General features: G+C 68.8%; 19 protein-coding genes. 7 read left to right on the top strand and 12 right to left on the bottom strand.

The features are described from left to right. Positions 1-4 precede the first annotated feature (4 nt). Together ABD104_RS11955 and ABD104_RS11950 are read left to right on the top strand one after the other, a co-directional pair. Positions 5-1522 (top strand): tripartite tricarboxylate transporter permease, encoded by a 1518-nt coding sequence (locus tag ABD104_RS11955; RefSeq protein ID WP_343927592.1) that lies wholly within the window; start codon positions 5-7, stop codon positions 1520-1522. A 22-nt stretch (positions 1523-1544) separates the two neighbouring features. Next, positions 1545-2525 carry a ketopantoate reductase family protein gene (locus ABD104_RS11950; protein WP_087840828.1) on the top strand — a complete coding sequence of 327 codons (981 nt, stop codon included), beginning with the start codon at positions 1545-1547 and terminating at the stop codon, positions 2523-2525. An 8-nt stretch (positions 2526-2533) separates the two neighbouring features. Here the strand turns inward: ABD104_RS11950 and ABD104_RS11945 are convergent, their stop codons facing one another. The 3 genes from ABD104_RS11945 to bla all read right to left on the bottom strand — a co-directional run bounded on the left by ABD104_RS11945 (position 2534) and on the right by bla (position 5611). After that, positions 2534-3619: an ABC transporter substrate-binding protein gene (locus ABD104_RS11945; protein WP_279818046.1), complete on the bottom strand. Its 1086-nt coding sequence runs from the start codon at positions 3617-3619 to the stop codon at positions 2534-2536. 24 nt (positions 3620-3643) lie between these two features. Next, entirely contained in the window at positions 3644-4615 is a 972-nt protein-coding gene (locus ABD104_RS11940) for a Bug family tripartite tricarboxylate transporter substrate binding protein (protein WP_343927591.1), read from the bottom strand. An 81-nt stretch (positions 4616-4696) separates the two neighbouring features. Next, a complete protein-coding gene (gene bla / locus ABD104_RS11935; RefSeq protein ID WP_242621592.1) occupies positions 4697-5611 on the bottom strand; it encodes a class A beta-lactamase in 915 nt (304 codons plus the stop codon). Positions 5612-5754: 143 nt separating this feature from the next. On the opposite strand from bla, the gene ABD104_RS11930 reads away from it, so the two are divergent. The 3 genes from ABD104_RS11930 to ABD104_RS11920 are packed head-to-tail and all read left to right on the top strand — an operon-like array spanning position 5755 to position 7125. After that, positions 5755-6345 carry a chromate transporter gene (locus tag ABD104_RS11930; protein ID WP_087840825.1) on the top strand — a complete coding sequence of 197 codons (591 nt, stop codon included), beginning with the start codon at positions 5755-5757 and terminating at the stop codon, positions 6343-6345. Beyond that, positions 6342-6869: a chromate transporter gene (locus ABD104_RS11925; protein WP_087840824.1), complete on the top strand. Its 528-nt coding sequence runs from the start codon at positions 6342-6344 to the stop codon at positions 6867-6869. Before ABD104_RS11930 ends, ABD104_RS11925 begins: the two co-directional genes overlap by 4 nt. A 40-nt stretch (positions 6870-6909) precedes the next feature. Continuing rightward, positions 6910-7125, top strand: a complete 216-nt coding sequence (locus tag ABD104_RS11920) for a hypothetical protein (protein WP_140416900.1) — start codon at positions 6910-6912, stop codon at positions 7123-7125. A 1-nt stretch (position 7126) separates the two neighbouring features. Here the strand turns inward: ABD104_RS11920 and ABD104_RS11915 are convergent, their stop codons facing one another. The 3 genes from ABD104_RS11915 to ABD104_RS11905 all read right to left on the bottom strand — a co-directional run bounded on the left by ABD104_RS11915 (position 7127) and on the right by ABD104_RS11905 (position 10123). Next, positions 7127-7990 carry an alpha/beta hydrolase gene (locus tag ABD104_RS11915; RefSeq protein WP_087840822.1) on the bottom strand — a complete coding sequence of 288 codons (864 nt, stop codon included), beginning with the start codon at positions 7988-7990 and terminating at the stop codon, positions 7127-7129. 49 nt (positions 7991-8039) lie between these two features. Next, entirely contained in the window at positions 8040-9047 is a 1008-nt protein-coding gene (locus ABD104_RS11910; RefSeq protein WP_254914654.1) for a Bug family tripartite tricarboxylate transporter substrate binding protein, read from the bottom strand. Positions 9048-9382: 335 nt separating this feature from the next. After that, positions 9383-10123: an SRPBCC family protein gene (locus ABD104_RS11905; RefSeq protein WP_343927590.1), complete on the bottom strand. Its 741-nt coding sequence runs from the start codon at positions 10121-10123 to the stop codon at positions 9383-9385. 198 nt (positions 10124-10321) lie between these two features. On the opposite strand from ABD104_RS11905, the gene ABD104_RS11900 reads away from it, so the two are divergent. Next, positions 10322-11047 carry a DUF2238 domain-containing protein gene (locus ABD104_RS11900; RefSeq protein WP_343927589.1) on the top strand — a complete coding sequence of 242 codons (726 nt, stop codon included), beginning with the start codon at positions 10322-10324 and terminating at the stop codon, positions 11045-11047. Positions 11048-11084: 37 nt separating this feature from the next. Here the strand turns inward: ABD104_RS11900 and ABD104_RS11895 are convergent, their stop codons facing one another. From ABD104_RS11895 to prpF, 4 genes are all read right to left on the bottom strand, one after another. After that, positions 11085-12572 (bottom strand): tripartite tricarboxylate transporter permease, encoded by a 1488-nt coding sequence (locus ABD104_RS11895; protein WP_087840819.1) that lies wholly within the window; start codon positions 12570-12572, stop codon positions 11085-11087. A 3-nt stretch (positions 12573-12575) separates the two neighbouring features. After that, on the bottom strand, positions 12576-13058 hold the full coding sequence (locus ABD104_RS11890) for a tripartite tricarboxylate transporter TctB family protein (RefSeq protein WP_343927588.1): 483 nt from the start codon (positions 13056-13058) through the stop codon (positions 12576-12578). A gap of 65 nt (positions 13059-13123) precedes the next feature. Further along, on the bottom strand, positions 13124-14077 hold the full coding sequence (locus ABD104_RS11885; protein ID WP_087840817.1) for a Bug family tripartite tricarboxylate transporter substrate binding protein: 954 nt from the start codon (positions 14075-14077) through the stop codon (positions 13124-13126). Between the two features lie 111 nt (positions 14078-14188). Continuing rightward, positions 14189-15355 (bottom strand): 2-methylaconitate cis-trans isomerase PrpF, encoded by a 1167-nt coding sequence (gene prpF, locus ABD104_RS11880; RefSeq protein ID WP_087840816.1) that lies wholly within the window; start codon positions 15353-15355, stop codon positions 14189-14191. 219 nt (positions 15356-15574) lie between these two features. On the opposite strand from prpF, the gene fusA reads away from it, so the two are divergent. Further along, complete coding sequence (gene fusA, locus ABD104_RS11875) at positions 15575-17686, top strand: elongation factor G (RefSeq protein ID WP_087840815.1); 2112 nt, start codon at positions 15575-15577, stop codon at positions 17684-17686. A gap of 2 nt (positions 17687-17688) precedes the next feature. Here the strand turns inward: fusA and ABD104_RS11870 are convergent, their stop codons facing one another. Together ABD104_RS11870 and ABD104_RS11865 are read right to left on the bottom strand one after the other, a co-directional pair. Then, the gene (locus ABD104_RS11870) at positions 17689-18756 is read right to left on the bottom strand and encodes a mandelate racemase/muconate lactonizing enzyme family protein (protein ID WP_279818347.1); all 1068 of its coding nucleotides are present in this window, start codon (positions 18754-18756) and stop codon (positions 17689-17691) included. Positions 18757-18759: 3 nt separating this feature from the next. After that, on the bottom strand, positions 18760-20163 hold the full coding sequence (locus ABD104_RS11865; RefSeq protein ID WP_343927587.1) for an MmgE/PrpD family protein: 1404 nt from the start codon (positions 20161-20163) through the stop codon (positions 18760-18762). Between the last annotated feature and the right edge of the window lies 1 nt (position 20164).

Genomic DNA, 20164 nt, shown 5'->3' with positions numbered 1-20164 from the left:
ATCCATGGACCTGCTGCACAACATCGCCACCGGTTTTTCGCTGGCCCTTTCCGCCTCCAATCTGATGTACGCGTTGGCAGGGTGCCTGCTGGGCACGCTGGTGGGCGTGCTGCCGGGGCTGGGGCCCGTGGCCACCGTCGCCATGCTGCTGCCGGCCACCTACGCGCTCGATCCGATTCCCGGACTCATCATGATGGCGGGCATCTACTACGGCGCGCAGTACGGCGGTTCGACCACCGCCATCCTGATCAAGCTTCCCGGCGAGTCGTCGTCGCTGGTCACGACGCTGGACGGCTACGAGATGACGCGCCAGGGCAAGGCCGGAACGGCGCTGGCGCTGGCGGCCGTCGGATCGTTCTTTGCCGGCTGCGTGGGCACGTTGATCCTGGCGGCTTTCTCGCCGCAACTGGCCAAGGTGGCCTTCCACTTCGGGGCGCCCGAATATTTTGCGCTCATGTGCCTGGGCCTGATCGGCGCCATCGCGCTGTCTTCGGGCGACATGCTAAAGGCCCTGGCGATGACGGTGCTGGGCCTGCTGTTCGGCATGGTGGGCAGCGACGTCACCTCGGGCGAGACCCGCTTCACGTTCGGCTTGCTGGATCTCGAGGATGGACTGGAGTTCGCCATCGTCGCGATGGCCTGGTTCGGCTTCGGCGAAATCATCTGGAACCTGCACAATGCCGATCCCTCCCGGCACGTCGCGCCGCAGCGGGTTTCCCGGCTCAGGATCTCTCGGGAGGACATGAAGGCCGCCATGCCCGCCATTTTCCGCGGGTCGGCCATCGGTACGCTGTTCGGCGTGCTGCCCGGCGGCGGCGCCGTGCTGGCGTCCTTCGCGTCCTACACGGTCGAGAAAAAACTCGGCCCCAAGGCAGGCGAGCCCGATTTCGGCAAGGGCAACCTGCGCGGGCTGGCGGGACCGGAGTCCGCCAACAACGCCGGGGCGCAGACGAATTTCATTCCCATGCTGACGCTGGGCATCCCGTCGGGTCCCGTCATGGCGCTGATGATCGCCGCCCTGTCCATCCACGATATCCAGGCCGGGCCGCAGATACTCACCCGCAACGCCGACCTGTTCTGGGCGCTGGTGGCGTCGATGTGGATCGGCAATTTCATGCTGCTGATTCTGAATTACCCGCTGATCGGCATCTGGATACGGCTGCTGACCGTGCCGTACAAATGGCTGTTTCCCGCCATCGTGCTGTTCTGCACGATAGGCGTCTATTGCATCTCGAACAGCGCGTTCGCGGTCCTGTTGCTGGCCTTCTTCATTTTCTTCGGCTATGCCGCACGCAGGCTGCAGTTCGAGGGTGCGCCGCTCATGCTGGGTTTCATCCTGGGCGGCGACATGGAAGAATACCTGCGCAGGTCGTTGACGCTGTCGGGCGGCGACTGGTCGGTGTTCGTCCAGCGCCCGCTGTCGGCGACGTTCCTGGCCATCTGCGCGGGCACGCTTGCGCTGATGAGCCTGTCGTTCATCAAGGCCAGGCGGCGGCAGGTCTTCGTCGAGGCCGAGGCATAGATTCTCTGGATACTTTTTCATCATGAACAAGGTTTGCATCTTCGGCGCCGGGGCGGTGGGCGGATACATGGCGGCTCATCTCGCCCGGGCTGGCGTCGACGTGTCGGTCGTCGCCCGCGGCGAGCACCTGGCGGCCATACGCCGCGACGGCCTGAGGCTCATCGGTCACGACGGCGAGTTCACCGTGCGCGTGGCGGCCAGCGACCGTCCCGCCGACCTGGGGCCGCAGGATCTGGTCATCTCCACGCTCAAGGCCCACGGTCTGCCGCCGGCCGCGTCATCGATGCGGGCCCTGCTGGGACCCGATACGCCCGTGGTCTTCGCGGTGAACGGCATTCCGTGGTGGTACCTGGCGAACCTGCGCGGCGGTGCTCCCTCCGCGTCCAGGCTCGATCCCGACGGCACGCTGGCGCGCGAACTGGGCCTGGCGCGGACGCTGGGCTGCGTGATCCGTTCGCCCAACGAGGTCGTCGCGCCCGGCGTGGTGCGCAACAATTCGCGCGCCAGCAGTTTCGTGGTGGGCGAGCCCGGCGGCGCGCTGTCGCCGCGGCTCGAGCAGGTGGTGGCGCTGATGCGGCGCGGGCTGCCGGGCGCGGCGGCCACCGGGGACATCGGCCGGGAGATCTGGGGCAAGCTCCTGCTCAACGTTCCCAGTTCGCTGCTGTCCAGCCTGACCCACTCGCCATCGTCGGCCCTGTTTGCGGATCCCGCCACGCGCGAACTGTATGCCCGCCTGGCCCGGGAAGCGTGCGCGGTGGCGGCCCGCCATGGCGTCGCCATGGCGTTCGACCTGGAGGGGCAGGTGGCGGCCACGGGATCGAACCCGCATCCGCCCTCCATGTTGCAGGACCTGCTGGCCGGACGTCCGCTGGAGTTGGACGCCCAGCTATTCGCGGTCCAGGACCTGGCCCGGTCGGCCGGCGTGGACACGCCCATGCTGGACGTGATGCTGGCCCTGCTGGCGCACCGCGCGCACGCGCGGTCACCCGCCGCGCACGGATGACGAAGGCCTCAACGCCCGGCGGCCGCCAGCGGTTCGGTCCGGCGCAGCAGTTCGCGTGCCTGGGCGAGCGGCGCCGGATCGATCCAGTCGTCCACGGAAAAATCGTGGCGGATGAATCCGTGGCGATGGAGAAAATCCTTGCGGATCGACAGTGCCTCGATCAGGTCCGGGGCCAGGCTGGGTTCGAGGTTTTCATACAGGCTGGCGCCGAACGCCGCCGGCACCCACTCCTCGACCACGGACACTTCGCGCGCGATGATGCCGGCCGCTTCGGCGCGGTGCTCGCGCGCCCACTGCGCGGCACGCAGGACCTGGGCGAGGTAGCGCGCCACCAGGTCAGGACGGGTGCGTACCAGTTCGCCGCTGACCGACAGCACGTTGGGCGTGCCGTTGTTGATGGCGACCCGCCGGTCGGCGTGGTGGCCGATGTCGACCACGATGTCGGCGCCGAGGAATTCGCGCAGGGCGGGACCGTGCGCGCCGTAGACGTACAGGGCATCGGCCTGGCCGCGGATCAGCGCCAAGGCCTCGGCCCGCGACTGGCTGGCGGTCTGGCGCGCGTCGAATAGCGGGCCGGACGATGAGGCGGCCTGGTCGCCTATGTACGGCGCCTCGACCGGCAGATCGATGAAACTGACATCGTCAGCGCCCAGGCCCGCCGCGGCCAGAGACTGCAGATAGCCTTGCAGCGCCGAGGCGCGCCAGAAATCGATCTTTTCATTCACCCGCCGCGGCAGCGCCAGGCGCTTGCCCTTCAGGTCGCGGACATCGCGGATGCCAGCGCCGGGCAGGGCCAGGATGGCCTGGTACTGGGGCAGCCAGGTCAGGCCGACGACCACGACGTCCTGGCCTTCCGAGCGCGACCAGATGGGTGGCGCGTTGCCGCCCTGGCGGAAGGAGTTGGCCTGGCGGTGGTCGAAATGCGATTCGCGCACGGCCCGGCTGGGCGAGGCGCGCAGCGACGAGACAGCGATGCCGTCCGGCGCGAATTCGGCATCGATCCAGCCGTGGTGGATGGCGATGCCCGAGGCGCTGGGCACCGGGCAGCGGGTGTACCACAGGCGGTCGATACGGGAGATGTCCGGGCTGGGCATGTTCTTGCTCCTGTCGGCGGTGCGTTACTCGACGCGGATGTCGTGAGCCCGGATGACCTTGCCCCAGTTGACGATGCCGTCGCCGATCACCTTGCGCAGCGCATCGGGAGAGCCGCCGGCCGGATCGAAGGCCTGGGCCTGCAATTGCCTGCGGATCTCTGGTTCCCGCAGGACGGCATTGAAGGCGCGGTTGAGCCGGTCGATGATCTCGGGGCTGGTGCCTGCCGGCGCCACGAAACCCTGCCACGAGTCGAAGACGAAATCGGGCAGGCCCTGTTCGGCGAAGGTGGGCACGTCGGGCAGGGCGGCCGAACGCCTGGCGGTGGAGACGGCCAGCGCGCGTAGCCGGCCTTCGCGGATGAAGGGCAGGGCGGGCGCGATGGTGACGATGATGCCATCGGCGTGGGCGCCCAGCACGTCGGTCAGCGCGGGCTGGGCGCTGCGGTAGACCACCGGCTTGACTTCGATGGCGGCCTGGCTTTGCAGCAGCAGCACGCCCAGCTGGCCGGTGGTGCCGATGGCGGGCGAGGCAAGCGAATACTTGCCTGGCGCGGCCTTCGCCAGTTTCAGGAATTCCTGCACGCTACGCGCGGGTACGGCCGGGTTCACCGCGAAGACCTGGGGCGAAGAGATGGCGTGGACGATGGGCGCGAAACTGGTGCGCGCATCGAACGGCAGTTTGGTGAACAGCGACTGGTTGATCGAGATGATGTCGGTGGCCAACAGCAGCGTGTAGCCGTCCGGCGCGGCGCGCGCCACGTGTTGCGAGGCGATGTTGCCCGCGCCGCCGGGCCGGTTCTCGATGGTGATGGGCTGGCCCAGTTGCGCGGCCAGGGACGGCGCGAGCAGGCGCACGAGAATGTCGGGACTACCGCCCGGCGCCGCCGGGACGACGATCTGTATGGGTTTCGAGGGATAGGTTTGCGCGTGTCCGGCTGCCGGCGCGATCAGGCCGGCGAACGGGACGAGCAGCGGGATGAGCCGCGGGAGATGCATGATGAAGAAAAGCGTGGCGTGGGAAGGGCGCCACTATAGGCATGCACCCCCTGGGCGGGGAACCAATGAATTCGAGTTAGCTTATCTGTTTTCCGGCCGGCCGTAGAGCCGCCCCGCCAGTTCCGCCACCTTGGCGATGACCTGGTCCTTGACCTCGTCCGATACCCGCGTGCTGGCGACGTAGACCGACATCAGGATCGCGGGCCGTGCGGGCGGCCAGGCGAGCCCGATGTCGTTGGCGCCCACCTTGGAGTAGGTGCCGGTCTTCTCGCCGATGCGCCAGCCGGCCGGTATGCCCGCGCGCAGCCGCTTGTCGCCCGTCGTATTGCCGACCAGCCATGCCTGCAGCCGTTCGCGCGACGCGGGCGACAGGGCCTCGCCCACCGTCAGCCTGCCCAGCGTGCGCGTGATGGCGTGGGGCGTGGTGGTGTCGAGCATGCCGGTGGCATGGGGCACGTTCAGCTCGGGTTCGTAGCGGTCGCAGCGCGTGACGCCGTCGCCCAGGCCCCGGATGAAACGCGTCAGCGCCTCCGGGCCGCCGAAGCTGCGCAGGATGAGATTGGCGGCGGTGTTGTCGCTGGTGGTCATGGTGGCATGGCAGAGTTCGGCCAGGGTCATGCCGCGATCGCCCACGTGTTTCCCGGTCACGGGCGACCAATTGACCAGGTCCTGCCGGGTGTAGCGGATCCGCCGGTCCAGCGAATCTTCGCCCCGGTCATGCCGGGCCAGCACGAATCCGGCGGCCAGCAGCTTGAAGGTGCTGAGCATCTGGAAGCGTTCGTCGGCGCGGCGGCCCAGTTCCTCGCCGGAGGCGGTATCGACGATGCACACGCCCAGCCGCCCGTCGATCAGCCGCTCCAGGCGCGCCAGCTCGTCCAGGGCGGCGTTGCGCGCCGCGACCGGCAGGGTGCCCGCCGGCTGGCCGGCCCAGGCGCCGCGTGCGCCGCAGGCGAGGCTGGAAAGGACGAGGGCATGGAACGAGCGGCGAGTGGTCAAGGACGTTTCCTCCTAGGCAGGGAATGGCTGCCCGCGCGAAGGCGGGGCCGTATTCTAGCCTCCGGTGGCGGACCGGTCCGGGCGTTAAGCTATTCGACAACCCGGATCCGTAATATGACGGTACTTCCCGCGATAGGCCCGCCATGCCCCAGACCTTGCCGCCCGTTTCCGTCGACAGTGGTTCCCCGCCTCCTTCCGTGCTCCAGATCTTCCTTGCCTTCGCCAAGATCGGCCTGACCAGCTTCGGCGGCGGGCTGAGCGGCTGGATGCTGCGGGAGTTCGTGCAGCGCCGGAACTGGCTGTCGGAGGCCGAGTTCCTGAGCGGCCTCGCGCTGGCCCAGGCGTTTCCGGGCGTCAACGTGGTCAACCTGGCGATCTGGGTCGGTTTCCGGCTGCGGGGCGGCGTGGGCGCGCTGGCCGGCGCGCTGGGGCTGGTGGTGCCCGCCATGGTGCTGGCGCTGGTCGTGGTGGCCGCGTTCGCGACGATGGCGAAGTCCGACTCGGTGCACCTGGCGCTGGCCGGCGTGGCGGCCGCGGCCGTGGGGCTGTCGCTGCAGACGGGACTGCGGGCGGCGCGCCGGGCCGCGCGGGGTCTGCCCGCCCTGGCCGTGATGGTCGTCACCTTCGTGGCGATCTTCCTTTTGAAGCTGCCCCTGCTGTGGGTGGTCGGCGCGATGGCGCCGCTGTCCATCGGGCTGGCCTATCTGCGCCTGCGCGCGGGCGGGCAGGCATGAGGTTCGCGCAACTGGTGGAAGTGGTCCTGGTCTTCGCTCCGCTGTCCTTCCTGACGGTGGGCGGCGGGCAGAGCATCGTGGCCGACATCCACCGCCAGTCGGTGGACGTCTATGGCTGGGTGACGAATCCGCAGTTCATGGACCTGTATGCCCTGTCGCGCATCATTCCCGGTCCCGGCGCGCTGCTGGTGACGCTGGTGGGCTGGCAGGCGGCGGGGCTGGCGGGCGCGCTGGTGGCGTCGGCCGCGATCTTCATTCCGAGTTCGCTGCTGGTGTACGCCCTGGCGCATCTGTGGACCCGGTTCAAGGGCACGCGGTGCATACGCGCGATCGAGGCGGGCCTGGTGCCGGTGGCGGCGGGCATGGTTCTGGCTGCTTCGTGCACCGTGCTGCGCGCCGCCGAGGGCGGCGCCTGGGCCTGGGGCGTGGCGGCCGCCTCGACGCTGACGCTGATGTACACGAGGCTCAGTCCGTTCCTGATGCTGGGAATAGGTGCCCTGGTGTTCCTGGTGGCGCTGGGTTGACATGGATGAAGGCGGCGGATGCCGCCACAAGGAGTCGAAGGTGGAAGACTGGACGTTGCAGGCAAGAGGCTGGGTCAATGAACGCAATTTCGAGATCGATACTTCGCCGGGCGAGGACGGCTACCGGTTCCAGGTGCGGGTGCTGGGTTTTCCGCTGATGCGGGACAGCGAGGTCTTCGCTTCCGCGGAGCAAGCCCGGGCGGGTGCGGTGGCGTTCCTGGAACGGCAGTTCCAGGCCCCGGTCGAACTGGAATGAATCAGCCCGGATAAGCCTGCCGGACCGAGCGGATGAAGCCGCGCACGGCGTCGTCGTAGGCGGCGCCGCTGCGGCTGGTACCGGAGTGCGAGGCGCCTTCCAGCCAGACCAGCCGCTTGTGCGGCGATTGCCGTGCCGCCGCCAGCAGCGCGTCGCTCATGGCGGGCGGGACGACCCGGTCCCCGGTCCCGTGCAGCAGCAGGAGCGGCGTGCGCAGCTTGCCGATGGCGTCGCGCGAATCGAAGGGCTGCGTGACCAGCAGGCCGAAGCCGGGGATGCCGGCCCAGCGCGTGGTGGCGATCATGTCGCGGATACTGGTGAAGGTCGCTTCGACGATCAGGCCGGCCACCGGTATCGGCGGGTCGAGGCGGGCCATCAGGTCGATCGCGATGGCGCCGCCCAGGCTGTGGCCGTAGACGAAACGGCGGGCGGGATCGGGCTGGAGCCGGGCCAGTTCGCGCAGGGCTGCCTGGGCGTCCTGCCTGACGCTCGCCTGGGACGGCAGGCGAGGCGACGAGGCACCGAAGCCGCGATAGTCGATGGCGAGCATCGAATAGCCCAGCCCCGCCCAATGCTCCATGCGGAACGCGCTGCCGTTCAGGTTCCAGCGCGAGCCGTGCAGATACAGCACCGTGGGGGCGCCGGGATCCGGATGCCGCCAGTACCAGGCACGCAGGGTGTCGCCGCCGGGCAGGGGCAGGTCATAGACCTGGGTGCCGGCCGGCGGGTCGCGCCACCACGAGCGTTCGCCCAGTTCGACCGAGAAGATCATCCCGCGCTGCCAGCGGTCGAGCGCGACATAGCCCGCGCTGGCAAGCGCGAGCACGCAGGCGAGGGCGGCAAGGCGGCGGATCCACATGCTCATTCCGAGCGCCGGACCCGCCGGAGGTTCCCGCATGGGGCGGGCAAGCCGGTCAATCGGCCTGGATGCCGAATTCCTTGACGACCTTGCCGAAGAACGCGTATTCGTCGGCGGTCAGCTTGCCCAGGGCCTCGGGCGTGCTGGCCTTGGCGAAGGCGCCGAAGACGCGCATCTTGGCCACCACGTCGGGCATTTTCAGGATTTCGGCCATGTGCCCGTTCAGCGTGCGCACGACCTCGGCCGGCGTGCCCTTGGGCGCGTACAGGCCCTGCCAGGCGGCGATGTCGATGTTCTTGTATCCCAGTTCGGCCATCGACGGCGCGTCCGGGGCGAGCGGGGTGCGTTCGGCCGCGCCGTTGGCCAGGATGTGGATCTTGCCGGAGGCAAGATACGGTTCGACCGGGCCGTAGGTCATCCAGCTCAGCGCCACGTGCCCGCCCAGCAGGTCGTTCACGGCGGGGGCGACGCCCTTGTAGGGAACGTGGGTGATCTTGACGCCGGCGGCCTGGTTGAAGAGCTCGCCCAGGATGTGCATGGGCGAGCCCGAGCCGGGGCTGGCGTAGGTCAGCGCCTTGCCCGCCTTGGCATCCTTCAGGACCTGGGCGACCGAGGTATAGCCCGAGGCCTGGCCGGCCACCAGCAGCAGGGGCTGGGATGCGGTCTGGGTGATGGGAGCGAAGTCGCGGGCGGGATTGTACGTGTCGGCCGAATTCGTCTTGACCACGTGGGTGGCCATGGAGAAGGTGCTGGGAGCCAGCAGCAGCGTGTAGCCGTCCGGCTTGGCGCGCGCGACGTAGTTGCTGCCGATGATGCCGCTCGCGCCGGCGCGGTTCTCGACGATCACGGGCTGGCCCAGGCGCTGCGTCAGTTTTTCGCCGAACAGGCGGGCCATGGCGTCGGTGTCGCCGCCGGCGCCGTAGGCGACGACGATGGTGATGGGCTTGGCCGGGTAATTGGCCGCCATGGCCGGAAAGGAGGTGGAGAGCGCGCCGGCGGTCGCCAGCGCGGCAGCCAGCGCGAGCGTGGCGCGCCGGCTGGATTGGAGTTGCGTAAACATCATGATGACCATCTGTGTAGAAAGGAGAGTGGCCGACGGGCGGGGACGGGGCTCGTGGCCCAGCCGGGGGGCCGGCCGGCGGCGCATGCGCGTGCATGCGTGGCGAGGTTATACCGCAGCCGTCCGCGGCGCGGCTCCCGGCTTTGTATCTTCCAGGGAAAGCGATAGGTTGGGCGGGAGCAACATGCCAGGGGTGAAACGGCGCTGAAACGCGCGGACCCGGCGCAAGGGCAAAAAGAAGGCGGTCCAGCCATGAAGGCGAGGACCGCCAAGCTGCCGGAAGGCTCGTCCTGGGGGGGAGGCGCGGGCCTGTGTCCGTCCGGCAGCGACCCCGTGGATCAGACCGGGGACAGGGGAATCTCCGCCGCACCCGCTTCCAGGTAGCGCTTGAGCTCGCGCAGGTCCTCGGCCATCTGGCGCGCGGGCTCCTCGCGCGACAGGCGCGCCAGGAGCCGCCCCGCCTGGCCCAGCGGCGGCTGGTAGGCGATCGTCGCGGTCACCACCGTGCCGGTGCTATCGGGCGCGTCGTGGAATTCGACCTGGCCGTGATTGGGCACGTCGGCGGTGGCTTCGGCTTCCCAGGCGATGCGTTCGCCCGGAACGTCGTCGACCACGTGGGCGATCCATTCGACCAGCCGGCCCAGCGGCGCCTTGACGGTCCAGCGCGACCGGCGGTCGTTGATGACGTCGATGGAGACGATGTGGCGCATGAAGCGGGGCAGGTTCGAGAAGTCCCGCCAGAAGCGGTAGATTTCCTGGCGCGGGCGGTCGATGACGATGGCGTGGGTGGCCGCCGCGGCGGACAGCCATCCCTGTTCGCGCGCGATGCGCCGTTCCAGGGGCGAGGGGGCGACTGCGCGCTTGACGGGACAGTCGCCCGTGGCGGCGCGCCACAGCAGTCCGGCGGCGACGGCGCTGGCCAGGTCGCCGGCCAGCCCGCCGCGGCGCAGGCCCCAGAGTAGAAGCAATGATCCGCCGGCCGCCGAGCCCAGCCGCTCGGCGGATCCGAGGTTGCGGTCCGGATCGCGTTGCGCGGCAAGGGGAGCAGAGGCGGGGGGCAGGCTCGTCTGGTCGTCCATGCGGTCCTCCATGGCAGCGTGCTGCCGACCCAGCAAGCGGCGTGCCTCGGCGGTCCGGCCCGCGTCCGCGAGAAGCGGCCGCGCAACGTGTAAAAGTTGCCGCTCCACATCGGTAAAAAGGGGGCGCTCCGGTCCGGGCGTGCCGATGGCGTAGACTGGCTGCTCCGCGTGGCCGCAGGAGGCAAGATGGAGACAGGCATGGGTACGGGGTATCGGCGCTACGTGACGTCGCTGGCGCTGGCGTTCGCGGTGATCTGGGGGGCGCTGGCCATCGATCCGCTCGACCGTTCCGACTGGGCGCTGGAAAACGTGCTGGTGATCGGATTCTGCGCCGGGTTGGCCGCGAGCTGGCGGCATTTCCGGTTCTCGCGCCTGTCGTACACGCTGATTTTCGTTTTCCTGTGCCTGCATGCGATCGGTGCGCACTACACCTATGCGAAAGTGCCCTACGACGCATGGTGGCAGGCGCTGGCCGGCCGCAGCTTCAACAGCCTGTGGGGCTGGGAGCGCAACAATTTCGACCGCGTGGTGCATTTTTCGTACGGGCTGCTGCTGGCCTACCCGATACGCGAAGTGTTCCTGCGGGTGGCCGACGCCCGGGGGTTCTGGGGCTACTTCCTGCCGCTGGAGTTCACGCTGGCGACCTCCGCCATGTTCGAGCTGTTCGAGTGGATCGCGGCCGAGGTCTTCGGCGGCGACCTGGGCGTGGCTTACCTGGGCACTCAGGGCGACGTCTGGGATGCGCACAAGGACATGGCCCTGGCCGCCTGCGGCGCCGTGGTGGCGATGATCGCCACGGCCGCCGTGAACCGCTGGCTGCAGCGGGATTTCTCGCGGGAATGGTCGGACAGCCTGCGGGTCAAGGACCCGCGTCCCTATGGCGAGGAGGAAATCGCCCGCATGATCCGGCAGGGGCAGGACTAGCGGCGCCGCCGCGGGTCTGGGCCCGCGGCGGCCGGACTCAGGCTTCGCGCTTGAGGCGGCGCAGCAGCAGGGGCAGCACCAGCGCGGCCGCGGCCAGGGCGAGCAGCGTGGCCGAGGTCGGGGTCGACACCAGGATCATCGGATTGCCCTCGCCCACGGCCAGGGCGCGCCGCAACTGGGTTTCCGCCATGGGCCCGAGGATCAGCCCGATCAGGACCGGCGCGATGGGGAAGTCATAGACCCGCATGACGTAGCCCATCAGGCCGATGCCGAACATCAGCGCCATGTCGGTCCACGAGGTCGCCACGCCCCAGATCCCCACCATGGCGAAGATCAGGATGCCCGCGTACAGATAGGGCCGGGGAATCAGCAGCAGCCGCACCCACAGGCCGACCAGCGGCAGGTTCAGCACCAGCAGCATCAGGTTGCCGATGTACAGCGAGGCGATCAGGCCCCAGACCAGTTCGCCGCTGTTGGTGAAGAGGAAGGGGCCGGGCTGCAGGCCATAGCTCTGGAACGCGGCCAGCAGCACCGCCGCCGTGGCCGAGGTGGGCAGCCCCAGGGTCAGCAGCGGCACCAGCACGCCGGCGGCCGCGGCGTTGTTGGCGGCTTCGGGGCCGGCCACGCCTTCGATGGCGCCCTTGCCGAATTCCTCGGGATGCTTGCAGAGCTTGCGCTCGATCGTATAGGACAGGAAGGTCGGGATCTCGGTGCCGCCGGTGGGCAGCGCGCCGATGGGAAAGCCCAGCGCGGTGCCGCGCACCCAGGGTTTCCATGACCGCTTCCAGTCCTGGCGCGTCATCCAGGTGCCGCCCGCGAGCGGGTTGATGCGCGGCGGGGCCTTGCTGTAGCGGCTGGCGACATACAGGATCTCGCCCACCGCGAACAGCGACACCAGCACCACCGTCAGTTCGATGCCGTCGAGCAGGTCGGCCGAACCGAAGGCCAGCCGGGCCTGCCCGGTCTGGCCGTCGATGCCCACCACGCCCATGGCCAGGCCCAGGAACAGCGCGATGAAGCCGCGCACGCGCGAGGTGCCCAGCACCACCGAGACGGAGGTGAAGGACAGCACCATCAAGGCGAAGTAGTCGGCCGGGCCGAACACGAAGGCCAGTTCGGCGATGGCCGGCGCCACGAAGCTCAGGGCCAGCGTGGCGATGGTGCCGGCCACGAAGGAGCCGATGGCCGCGGTGGCGAGCGCGGCGGCGCCGCGTCCGGAGCGGGCCATCTTGTTGCCTTCGAGCGCGGTCATCATGGAGCCGCTCTCGCCGGGCGCGTTGAGCAGGATGGAGGTGGTCGAGCCGCCGTACATGGCGCCGTACAGGACGCCGGCGAACATGATGAAGGCGGCGGTGGGGGCGATCTGCACGGTAACCGGCAGCAGCAGCGCGATGGTCAGGGCCGGGCCGATGCCGGGCAGCACGCCGATGGCGGTTCCCAGCACGGAGCCCAGGAAGGCCCAGAACAGGTTCATCGGCTGCAGCGCGACGCCGAAGCCGGACAGCAGGGCGTTGAAGGTATCCATGGATCACCACCCCGCCGGAGGAAAGGCCGGGCCGAGGCTGACGCCCAGCCGGGAGAAGCCGAGCCAGCAGATCACGCCCAGCGCGAGGCCGATGGCACAGTCGAACACCAGGCGCCGCGAGCCGAAGGCCCGGGTGACCAGGGCGAAGGACCCCATGGCGGTCAGGGGAAAGCCGAGCGGCTGCATGGTCAGCAGGGGCAGGGCGGCGCCGGCGGCGGCCCACAGCAGGGCCGGCCAGGAGGCGCCGGCATCGGCCTCGGCGTTTTCCACTTCCTGGGGCGAGAAGGTCTCGCCGCGGGCGATCTGCACCAGCAGCAGGATGCCCAGGACGATCAGCGCCGCGCCGATGGCGCTGACGAAGAAGCCCGGGCCTAGCGCGGCATAGCCGCCGATCTGGGGCAGGGTGCCGCCTTCATAGAGCCAGACCGCGCCTATGGCCATGACGGCCAGGCCCAGCCACCAGGGGCGCCTTGAGGGTGTTGTCATCGTGTCGTCTCCGATGGGCGCCGGCGGCGGCGCCCGGTGCCTTCTCGCTGATGTCGGCCTGGGCCTTACTTGACCAGTCCGACGTCCTTGAGCACTTCGGCCTGGCGCGCCTTTTCCTTGGTCAGGAAGGCGGCGAAGTCGTCACCGGCCAGGTAGGCGTCGTCCCAGCCGCGATCGGCCAGCGCCTTCTTCCATTCGGGCGAGGCGTGCAGCTTGGCATAGCGCTGCAGCCACATGTCGCGGCCGGCCTTGCTCATGCCGGGCGCGCCGATGATGCCGCGCCAGTTGCCGATGACGACGTCGTAGCCGCTTTCCTTGAGCGTGGGGGCGTCGATGCCGGGCAGGCGCTTCTCGGAGGAGACCGCGATGATGCGGATGCGGCCCTGGTCGACGAAGGTCTTCAGCTCGGACAGGCCCGAGATGCCGATCTTGGCTTGCCCGCTGGCCAGCGAGGTGACGACTTCCGCGCCGCTGGTGTAGGGCAGGTAGTTGACCTTGGTCGGGTCGAACTTGGCCGCCTTGGCGAGCAGCGCCGCGGTGACGTGGTCGGTGCCGCCTATCGAACCGCCGGCCACGGCGGTGCCGCCAGGGTTGGCCTTCATCGCCTGGACCGCGTCGGCGATGGTCTTGATGGGCGAGTTGGGCGCGACCACGATCGCGCCGGCGTCGTCGGTCAGCCGCACCAGCGGCACGGTCTGGTCCAGCGTGACGGGAGACTTGTTGGTGATGATGGCGCCGACCAGGATGGCGCCCATGGACATGATGGCGTTGTCGTCGCCCTTGCCGGTGCGCACGAACTCGGCCAGGCCGATGGTGCCGCCCGCGCCGCCCTTGTTGGTGACCTGGAAACCGTCGGTGAAGATGCCGGTCTGCTGCATGACCTGCAACGGCACGCGCGCGGCGCCGTCATAGCCGCCGCCGGGGCCGCCGGGGGCCATGACCTTGGCGGGGGCCGCGATGCCGGCCAGCGGCGCGGCGGCGATGGCGAGGGCTGCAACCGTTTTCTTGACGAACTTCATGCATGTCTCCTTGCTGCGAGGGGCGGCGGGCAGGCCGCCTGATAAGAGGGAACGGCAAGGGGCCGTTCCGCTACGAAGACAGTATCCGTCCAAACGCGCGCGGGCGGAAAGTCATTCCCATGGCGGCAACAGCACCACGCCGTCCATCAGCCGGCGCGCCGTGCGGCTCATGGCCACCAGCGCGACGCTCCAGCGCCCGTCCTGGCTGCGTGCCTGGGCGCCCACTTTCAGCGTGCCCGACGGGTGGCCGAAGCGCAGTTCGCCGCGTGGGCCGCCCAGCACGTCGGCCAGCACCGTGCCGGGCACGGCGGCGGTGGCGGCGATCGCGACGGCACCGGTGCCCGTCATGGCGTGGTGCAGCTTGCCCATGGAAAAGATGCGCACGTTCAGGTCGATGTCGCCGGCGGCGACGGCGCGGCCGCTTGAAGCGGTATAGGCCGCGGGCGGGGCGGCGAAGGCGAGCTTGGGCGTGTGCTGGCGGTGCGCGGTGGCATGGGCGGCGTCGGGCGCCAGCCCCATGGCCACGGCGGCATGGGCGCGGATGGCCTCGGCCCGTGCCAGCAGGTCGGCGCGGCTGTTCACATCGGGTTGCAATTCCGTGCCGGCCAGTCCCAGGGACGAGGCGGCGACGAAGACGGTGGGGTTGCCGGCGTTGACCAGCGTCGCGCGGATTTCCCCCACTCCTGGAATGGTTAACACGTCGGCCGTGCGGCCGGTGGGGAACATCGCGCCTTCAGGCCCGTCGCCACCGCCCGGATCCAGGAATTCCAGCCGGACTTCGGCCGCCGGGAAGGTCACGCCGTCCAGTTCGAAGTCGCCCAGTTCCTGGACCTGCCCGCCCCGCACCGGCACGTGGGCGATGATGCGCTTGCCCAGGTTGGCCTGCCAGATGCGGACCACGGCGATGCCGTCGCCGGCCGGCCGTACCAGTGCGCGGTGGATGGCGAAGGGGCCGACGGCGGCGCTGAGGTTGCCGCAGTTGCCGCTCCAGTCGATGACGGGCTGGCCGATGGCGACCTGGCCGAACCAGTAGTCGACGTCGCAGTCGGGGCGGGTGCTGGGGCCGACGATGACCACCTTGCTGGTGCTGGAGGTGGCGCCGCCCATGCCGTCTATCTGCTTCTCGTAGGGGTCGGGGCTGCCGACCACCCGCATCAGGACGCGGTCGCGGGCGGCGGGATCGGCGGGAAGGTCCGAGGGCAGGAAGAACACGCCCTTGCTGGTGCCCCCGCGCATGTAGAGGGCGGGAATGGCACGTTGTCTGTCGAGGGTGGTCATGGCGGATCGGATTGCCAATTTCAGATTGTTTTCAGGAAACGCGCCCATATTTACGAGGTTACTACGAGGCGCGCGGGAATGCCCGGGCTGCCGGCAGGGGTGTGGCGCGTTGGCCCTCCCGGCCCGGCCCGAATCGGTGCAAACTAGCTTCCTTTGCCGTTTCCCCCGGGAACCGGCGCGGCTCGCGTTTCGTTCCCTCAACCTTTCGACGAGATAGCCATGACCCGCAAGACCCCCATCGAGCGCTACCGGAACATCGGCATCAGCGCGCATATCGACGCCGGCAAGACCACGACTACCGAGCGCATCCTGTTCTACACCGGGGTCAATCACAAGATAGGGGAAGTCCATGACGGCAATGCCACCATGGACTGGATGGAGCAGGAGCAGGAGCGCGGCATCACCATCACCTCCGCCGCCACGACGGCGTTCTGGAAGGGGATGGCGGGCAATTATCCCGAGCATCGCATCAACATCATCGACACGCCGGGGCACGTGGACTTCACGATCGAGGTCGAGCGCTCCATGCGCGTGCTCGACGGCGCCTGCATGGTGTACGACTCGGTCGGCGGCGTGCAGCCGCAATCCGAGACGGTCTGGCGCCAGGCCAACAAGTACGGCGTGCCGCGCATCGCGTTCGTCAATAAGATGGACCGCGTCGGCGCGGATTTCTTCCGCGTGCAGCGGCAGATCGTGGATCGCCTGAAAGGGCGGGCCGTCCCCATCCAGATCCCGGTGGGCGCCGAGGACCATTTCGAGGGCGTGGTGGACCTGGTCAAGATGAAGGCGATCATCTGGGACGAGGCCAGCCAGGGCGTGCGCTTCGAATACCGCGACATCCCGGCCGCGCTGCAGGCCACGGCCGCCGAGTGGCACGACAAGATGGTGGCCGAGGCGGCCGAGGCCGACGACGAGCTGATGGACAAGTACCTGAACGGCGACACGCTGACCGAGGACGAGATCAAGCGCGGGCTGCGCAAGCGCACCGTGGCGGGCGAGATCGTACCCATGCTGTGCGGCAGCGCGTTCAAGAACAAGGGCGTGCAGGCCATGCTCGATGCCGTCATCGACTACCTGCCGTCGCCGGTGGACGTCCCGGCCATCAAGGGCGTGGACCAGCACGACCGCGAGATCGAGCGCCACCCCTCGGACGACGAGCCTTTCTCGGCGCTGGCCTTCAAGATCATGACGGATCCCTTCGTGGGCCAGCTCATCTTCTTCCGGGTGTATTCGGGCATCGTGCGCTCGGGCGACACGGTCTTCAACCCGCTCAAGGGCAAGCGCGAGCGGCTGGGCCGCATCGTGCAGATGCATGCCAACGAGCGCCGCGAGATCAAGGAAGTCTACGCGGGCGACATCGCGGCCGCCGTGGGGCTGAAGGAGGCCACCACGGGCGATACGCTGTGCGAGCCCGACCACCCCATCATCCTCGAACGCATGGTGTTTCCCGAGCCGGTCATTTCGCAGGCGGTGGAGCCCAAGACCCAGGCCGACCAGGAAAAGATGGGCCTGGCGCTGAACCGGCTGGCCCAGGAAGATCCGTCCTTCCGCGTGCGCACCGACGAGGAATCGGGCCAGACCATCATCTCCGGCATGGGCGAACTGCACCTGGAGATCCTGGTCGACCGCATGAAGCGCGAGTTCGGCGTCGAGGCCACGGTGGGCAAGCCGCAGGTCGCCTACCGGGAAACGGTGCGTTCCTCGGTGCGCGACGTCGAGGGCAAGTTCATCAAGCAGTCCGGCGGCCGGGGGCAGTACGGCCACGTGGTGATCTCGCTGGAGCCGCAGCCGGCCGGCTCGGGCTACGAGTTCGTCGACGCCATCAAGGGCGGCGTGGTGCCGCGCGAGTTCATTCCCGCGGTCGACAAGGGCATCCAGGACACGCTGGGTTCGGGCGTGCTGGCGGGCTATCCGGTGGTGGACGTGAAGGTCACGCTGACCTTCGGCTCCTATCACGACGTGGACTCGAACGAGAACGCGTTCCGCATGGCCGGCTCGATGGCCTTCAAGGAGGCCATGCGGCGCGCGAATCCGGTGCTGCTGGAGCCCATGATGAGCGTCGAGGTCGAGACCCCCGAGGACTTCATGGGCAACGTGATGGGCGACCTGTCGTCGCGGCGGGGCATGGTGCAGGGCATGGAGGACATCGCCGGCGGAGGCGGCAAGCTGGTGCGCGCCGAGGTGCCGCTGGCCGAGATGTTCGGCTATTCCACCACGCTGCGTTCGCTCACGCAGGGGCGTGCCACGTACACCATGGAGTTCAAGCACTACGCCGAGGTGCCGCGCCAGGTAGCCGAGGCCGTGATCGGCGCCCGCAAGCAAGGAGGCTAAGGCTAGGCAGCGAGTTCGACGCCGCAGCCCGGCGTGCCGGGAAGCGTCAGGATGCCGTTTGCGATGCTCAGTCCCGTGCAGGGATCGTCCAGCAATTGCTCGTGTTCGGACAGTTCGCAGGCGTAGGGCAGGGCGCCGATCGTGCTGGCGGCCTGGGCGTTCATGGCCTGCATGAGCGCCGGGCCGAACGCGGCGCCCACGCGGCATGTCACGCCGCCGGCTTCGCAGATGTGGACCGCTTCCATGAAGTGGCGAAAGCCGCCCAGTTTGGTGACCTTGAGGTTGACCGCGTCGACGACCCGGTCGGCGACGAGCCTGTGGATGTCCTGGACGGTGACGGCGCTTTCGTCGGCTTCGATGGCCGTGGGCAGGCTGCGCGCGAGCAGCGAGAGGCCTGCCCAGTCATGCGCCGGAACAGGCTGTTCGATCAGCGCGATGTCGTACCGCTCCATGCGCGCGAACGCGGCCATCATCTGCTTGGCGTGGTATGACTGGTTGGGGTCCAGCGTCAGCACGACCTCGGGCCCGACCGCCCCGCGGACGGCGGCGACGCGCGCGATGTCGAGTTCGGTATCGCCGGACAGCTTGAGCTTGAGTTGCCGGTATCCGCCCGCCACCAATGCGGCGGCGTTGGCCGCCATCTCCGAAGGCGGCTTGATGGAAAGAATGCGGGACAGCCGCAGCTCGGCACGGACCTGCCCGCCGAGCAGGGCGCTGATCGGCACCCCCAGGCGCCTGGCCAGCAGGTCGTGCAGCGCCATGTCGATGGCGGCCTTGGCGCTGTACTGGAAGGCCAGTTTGCGATCGACGTCGCTCATGATTGCGGCGATCTCGCCCAGCCCCCTCCCCGTTACTACGGGTGCCAGCAGTTCGAGCGCGGTACGTACGCCTTCGCCATGGGTGGTGATGGCCGGAATGGCATGGGCGTAGCCCAGTCCGGTCGTGCCGATGTCGTCGGTCAGCGCCAGTAGATAACCCTCTATCGACGGTACCGAGGCGCGGGCGAACTTCCAGGAGGCGTCACGCATGCGCTGGGGGCAGGGTATGACGGATACGTGGGCGACGTGCATGGCTTACTCGGAATGTACGGTTGGCGTTGCAAGGGCGTCGAATACCGCAGCGACGTCATCGATCGCATCGAGCCGCATCAAGCGGTGGATGGCCTCGTCGATTCTGCCGGGAGCGATGACCCCGTCGGCATTCGAGCGGAATTTCCGGATGTAGTCTTCTTCCGAGATGGGGTTGGCGCGCGTGCCGCGCACACTCTCGATGACGTGCTCGAGGCATGAGCCGTCGTTCAGCCGGATGCGGACGTGGGCGCCCGCCTTCTTCGGGTCGGCGCTTTGGGAGGCATGGGCTTCGTACACCACCTTGTCGGCCAGGGCGTTGATGACCGGGTCCGCAAGCGCCTCCGGACTGTAGGCGTGCTTGTCCATGCCGCCGCGCACCAGGGCCTCGGCCAGCGAGTGCTGCAAGCTGATGCGGCCATGCCAGGAGGTCAACGGCCGCAGCTTCTCGGCAGCCGGTTCGCAAAGCGTCGCCACGGAGCTGGGGGCGATCCGGCACCGGATCTCGGCAATGTCGGCGGGCGCTATCGCATGCGCCGCCTTGAGGGCGAGCACCGCGTCGACATAGGGATGAATGGTGAATGCGCTGGGGTAGGGCTTGGAGGCGACGTTGAGCAGTTCCCACCGGCTGCCGAGGCCGTCTGTCGCCAGGGCGTAGCGGAAGGCCGACGGGTCGGCTTTCTGGACGTGCGTCTGGAACCAGCCGAAGCGCCCTTCGAATACCAGGCGCGGACCGCTGATCCCCTCCCGGCCCAGCGCGACCGCGCGCGCGGCCTGGCTCGCCGCCATCCCGACGTGGAGCGTCTTGGTCGACGCGCCGTCTTCCCATGACGCCATCAGGCCGCCGCACATGCTGGCGCAATGGCCGATGGCATCGACGACTTGCCGGCAATCGAGATGTTCCAGCCAGGCGAGCGCGTATACGGCGCCGAACGCACCCATGATCGCGGTCGGGTGTATGCCTACGCTATGAAGGCGCATGGGAGGGACCAAGCCGAGCCGGCAACTGAGTTCGCTGCCGATGATCACCGCCTGCATCAGCCGCGCGCCGGACAGATGCGATGACTGGCAGTAGGGAAGCGCGATCGAGAAGGGAGCCACGGTCGGGTGGACGAAAGACTCGATGTGCGTATCGTCGAATTCCAGCAGCGAAGACATGACGCCATTGACGAACGCGGCACCCGAGAGCGACAGCGATTGATCGAAACCGAGGCTCTTGGCCTGCGAGCCGGCGTCGGTCCGCGCCATGGCGCGGACCGCGGCATGGACGGGCTCCAGCGGCCTGGCCGCGAGCATGACGCCGACCGCATCGAGGATCTGCAGCCGGGCGAGATCCTTGACGTCGCGGGGAATGTCGGTCCATGACAGGTTCGTGGCCCAGTCCGCGAGCCGTTCGCTCATTCCATGCATG

The sequence above is a fragment of the Pigmentiphaga daeguensis genome (assembly GCF_039523035.1).
GTDB lineage: Bacteria > Pseudomonadota > Gammaproteobacteria > Burkholderiales > Burkholderiaceae_B > Pigmentiphaga > Pigmentiphaga daeguensis.
Note: the sequence above shows the minus strand (reverse complement) of the source record. Positions and strands in the feature narration are given on the sequence as shown.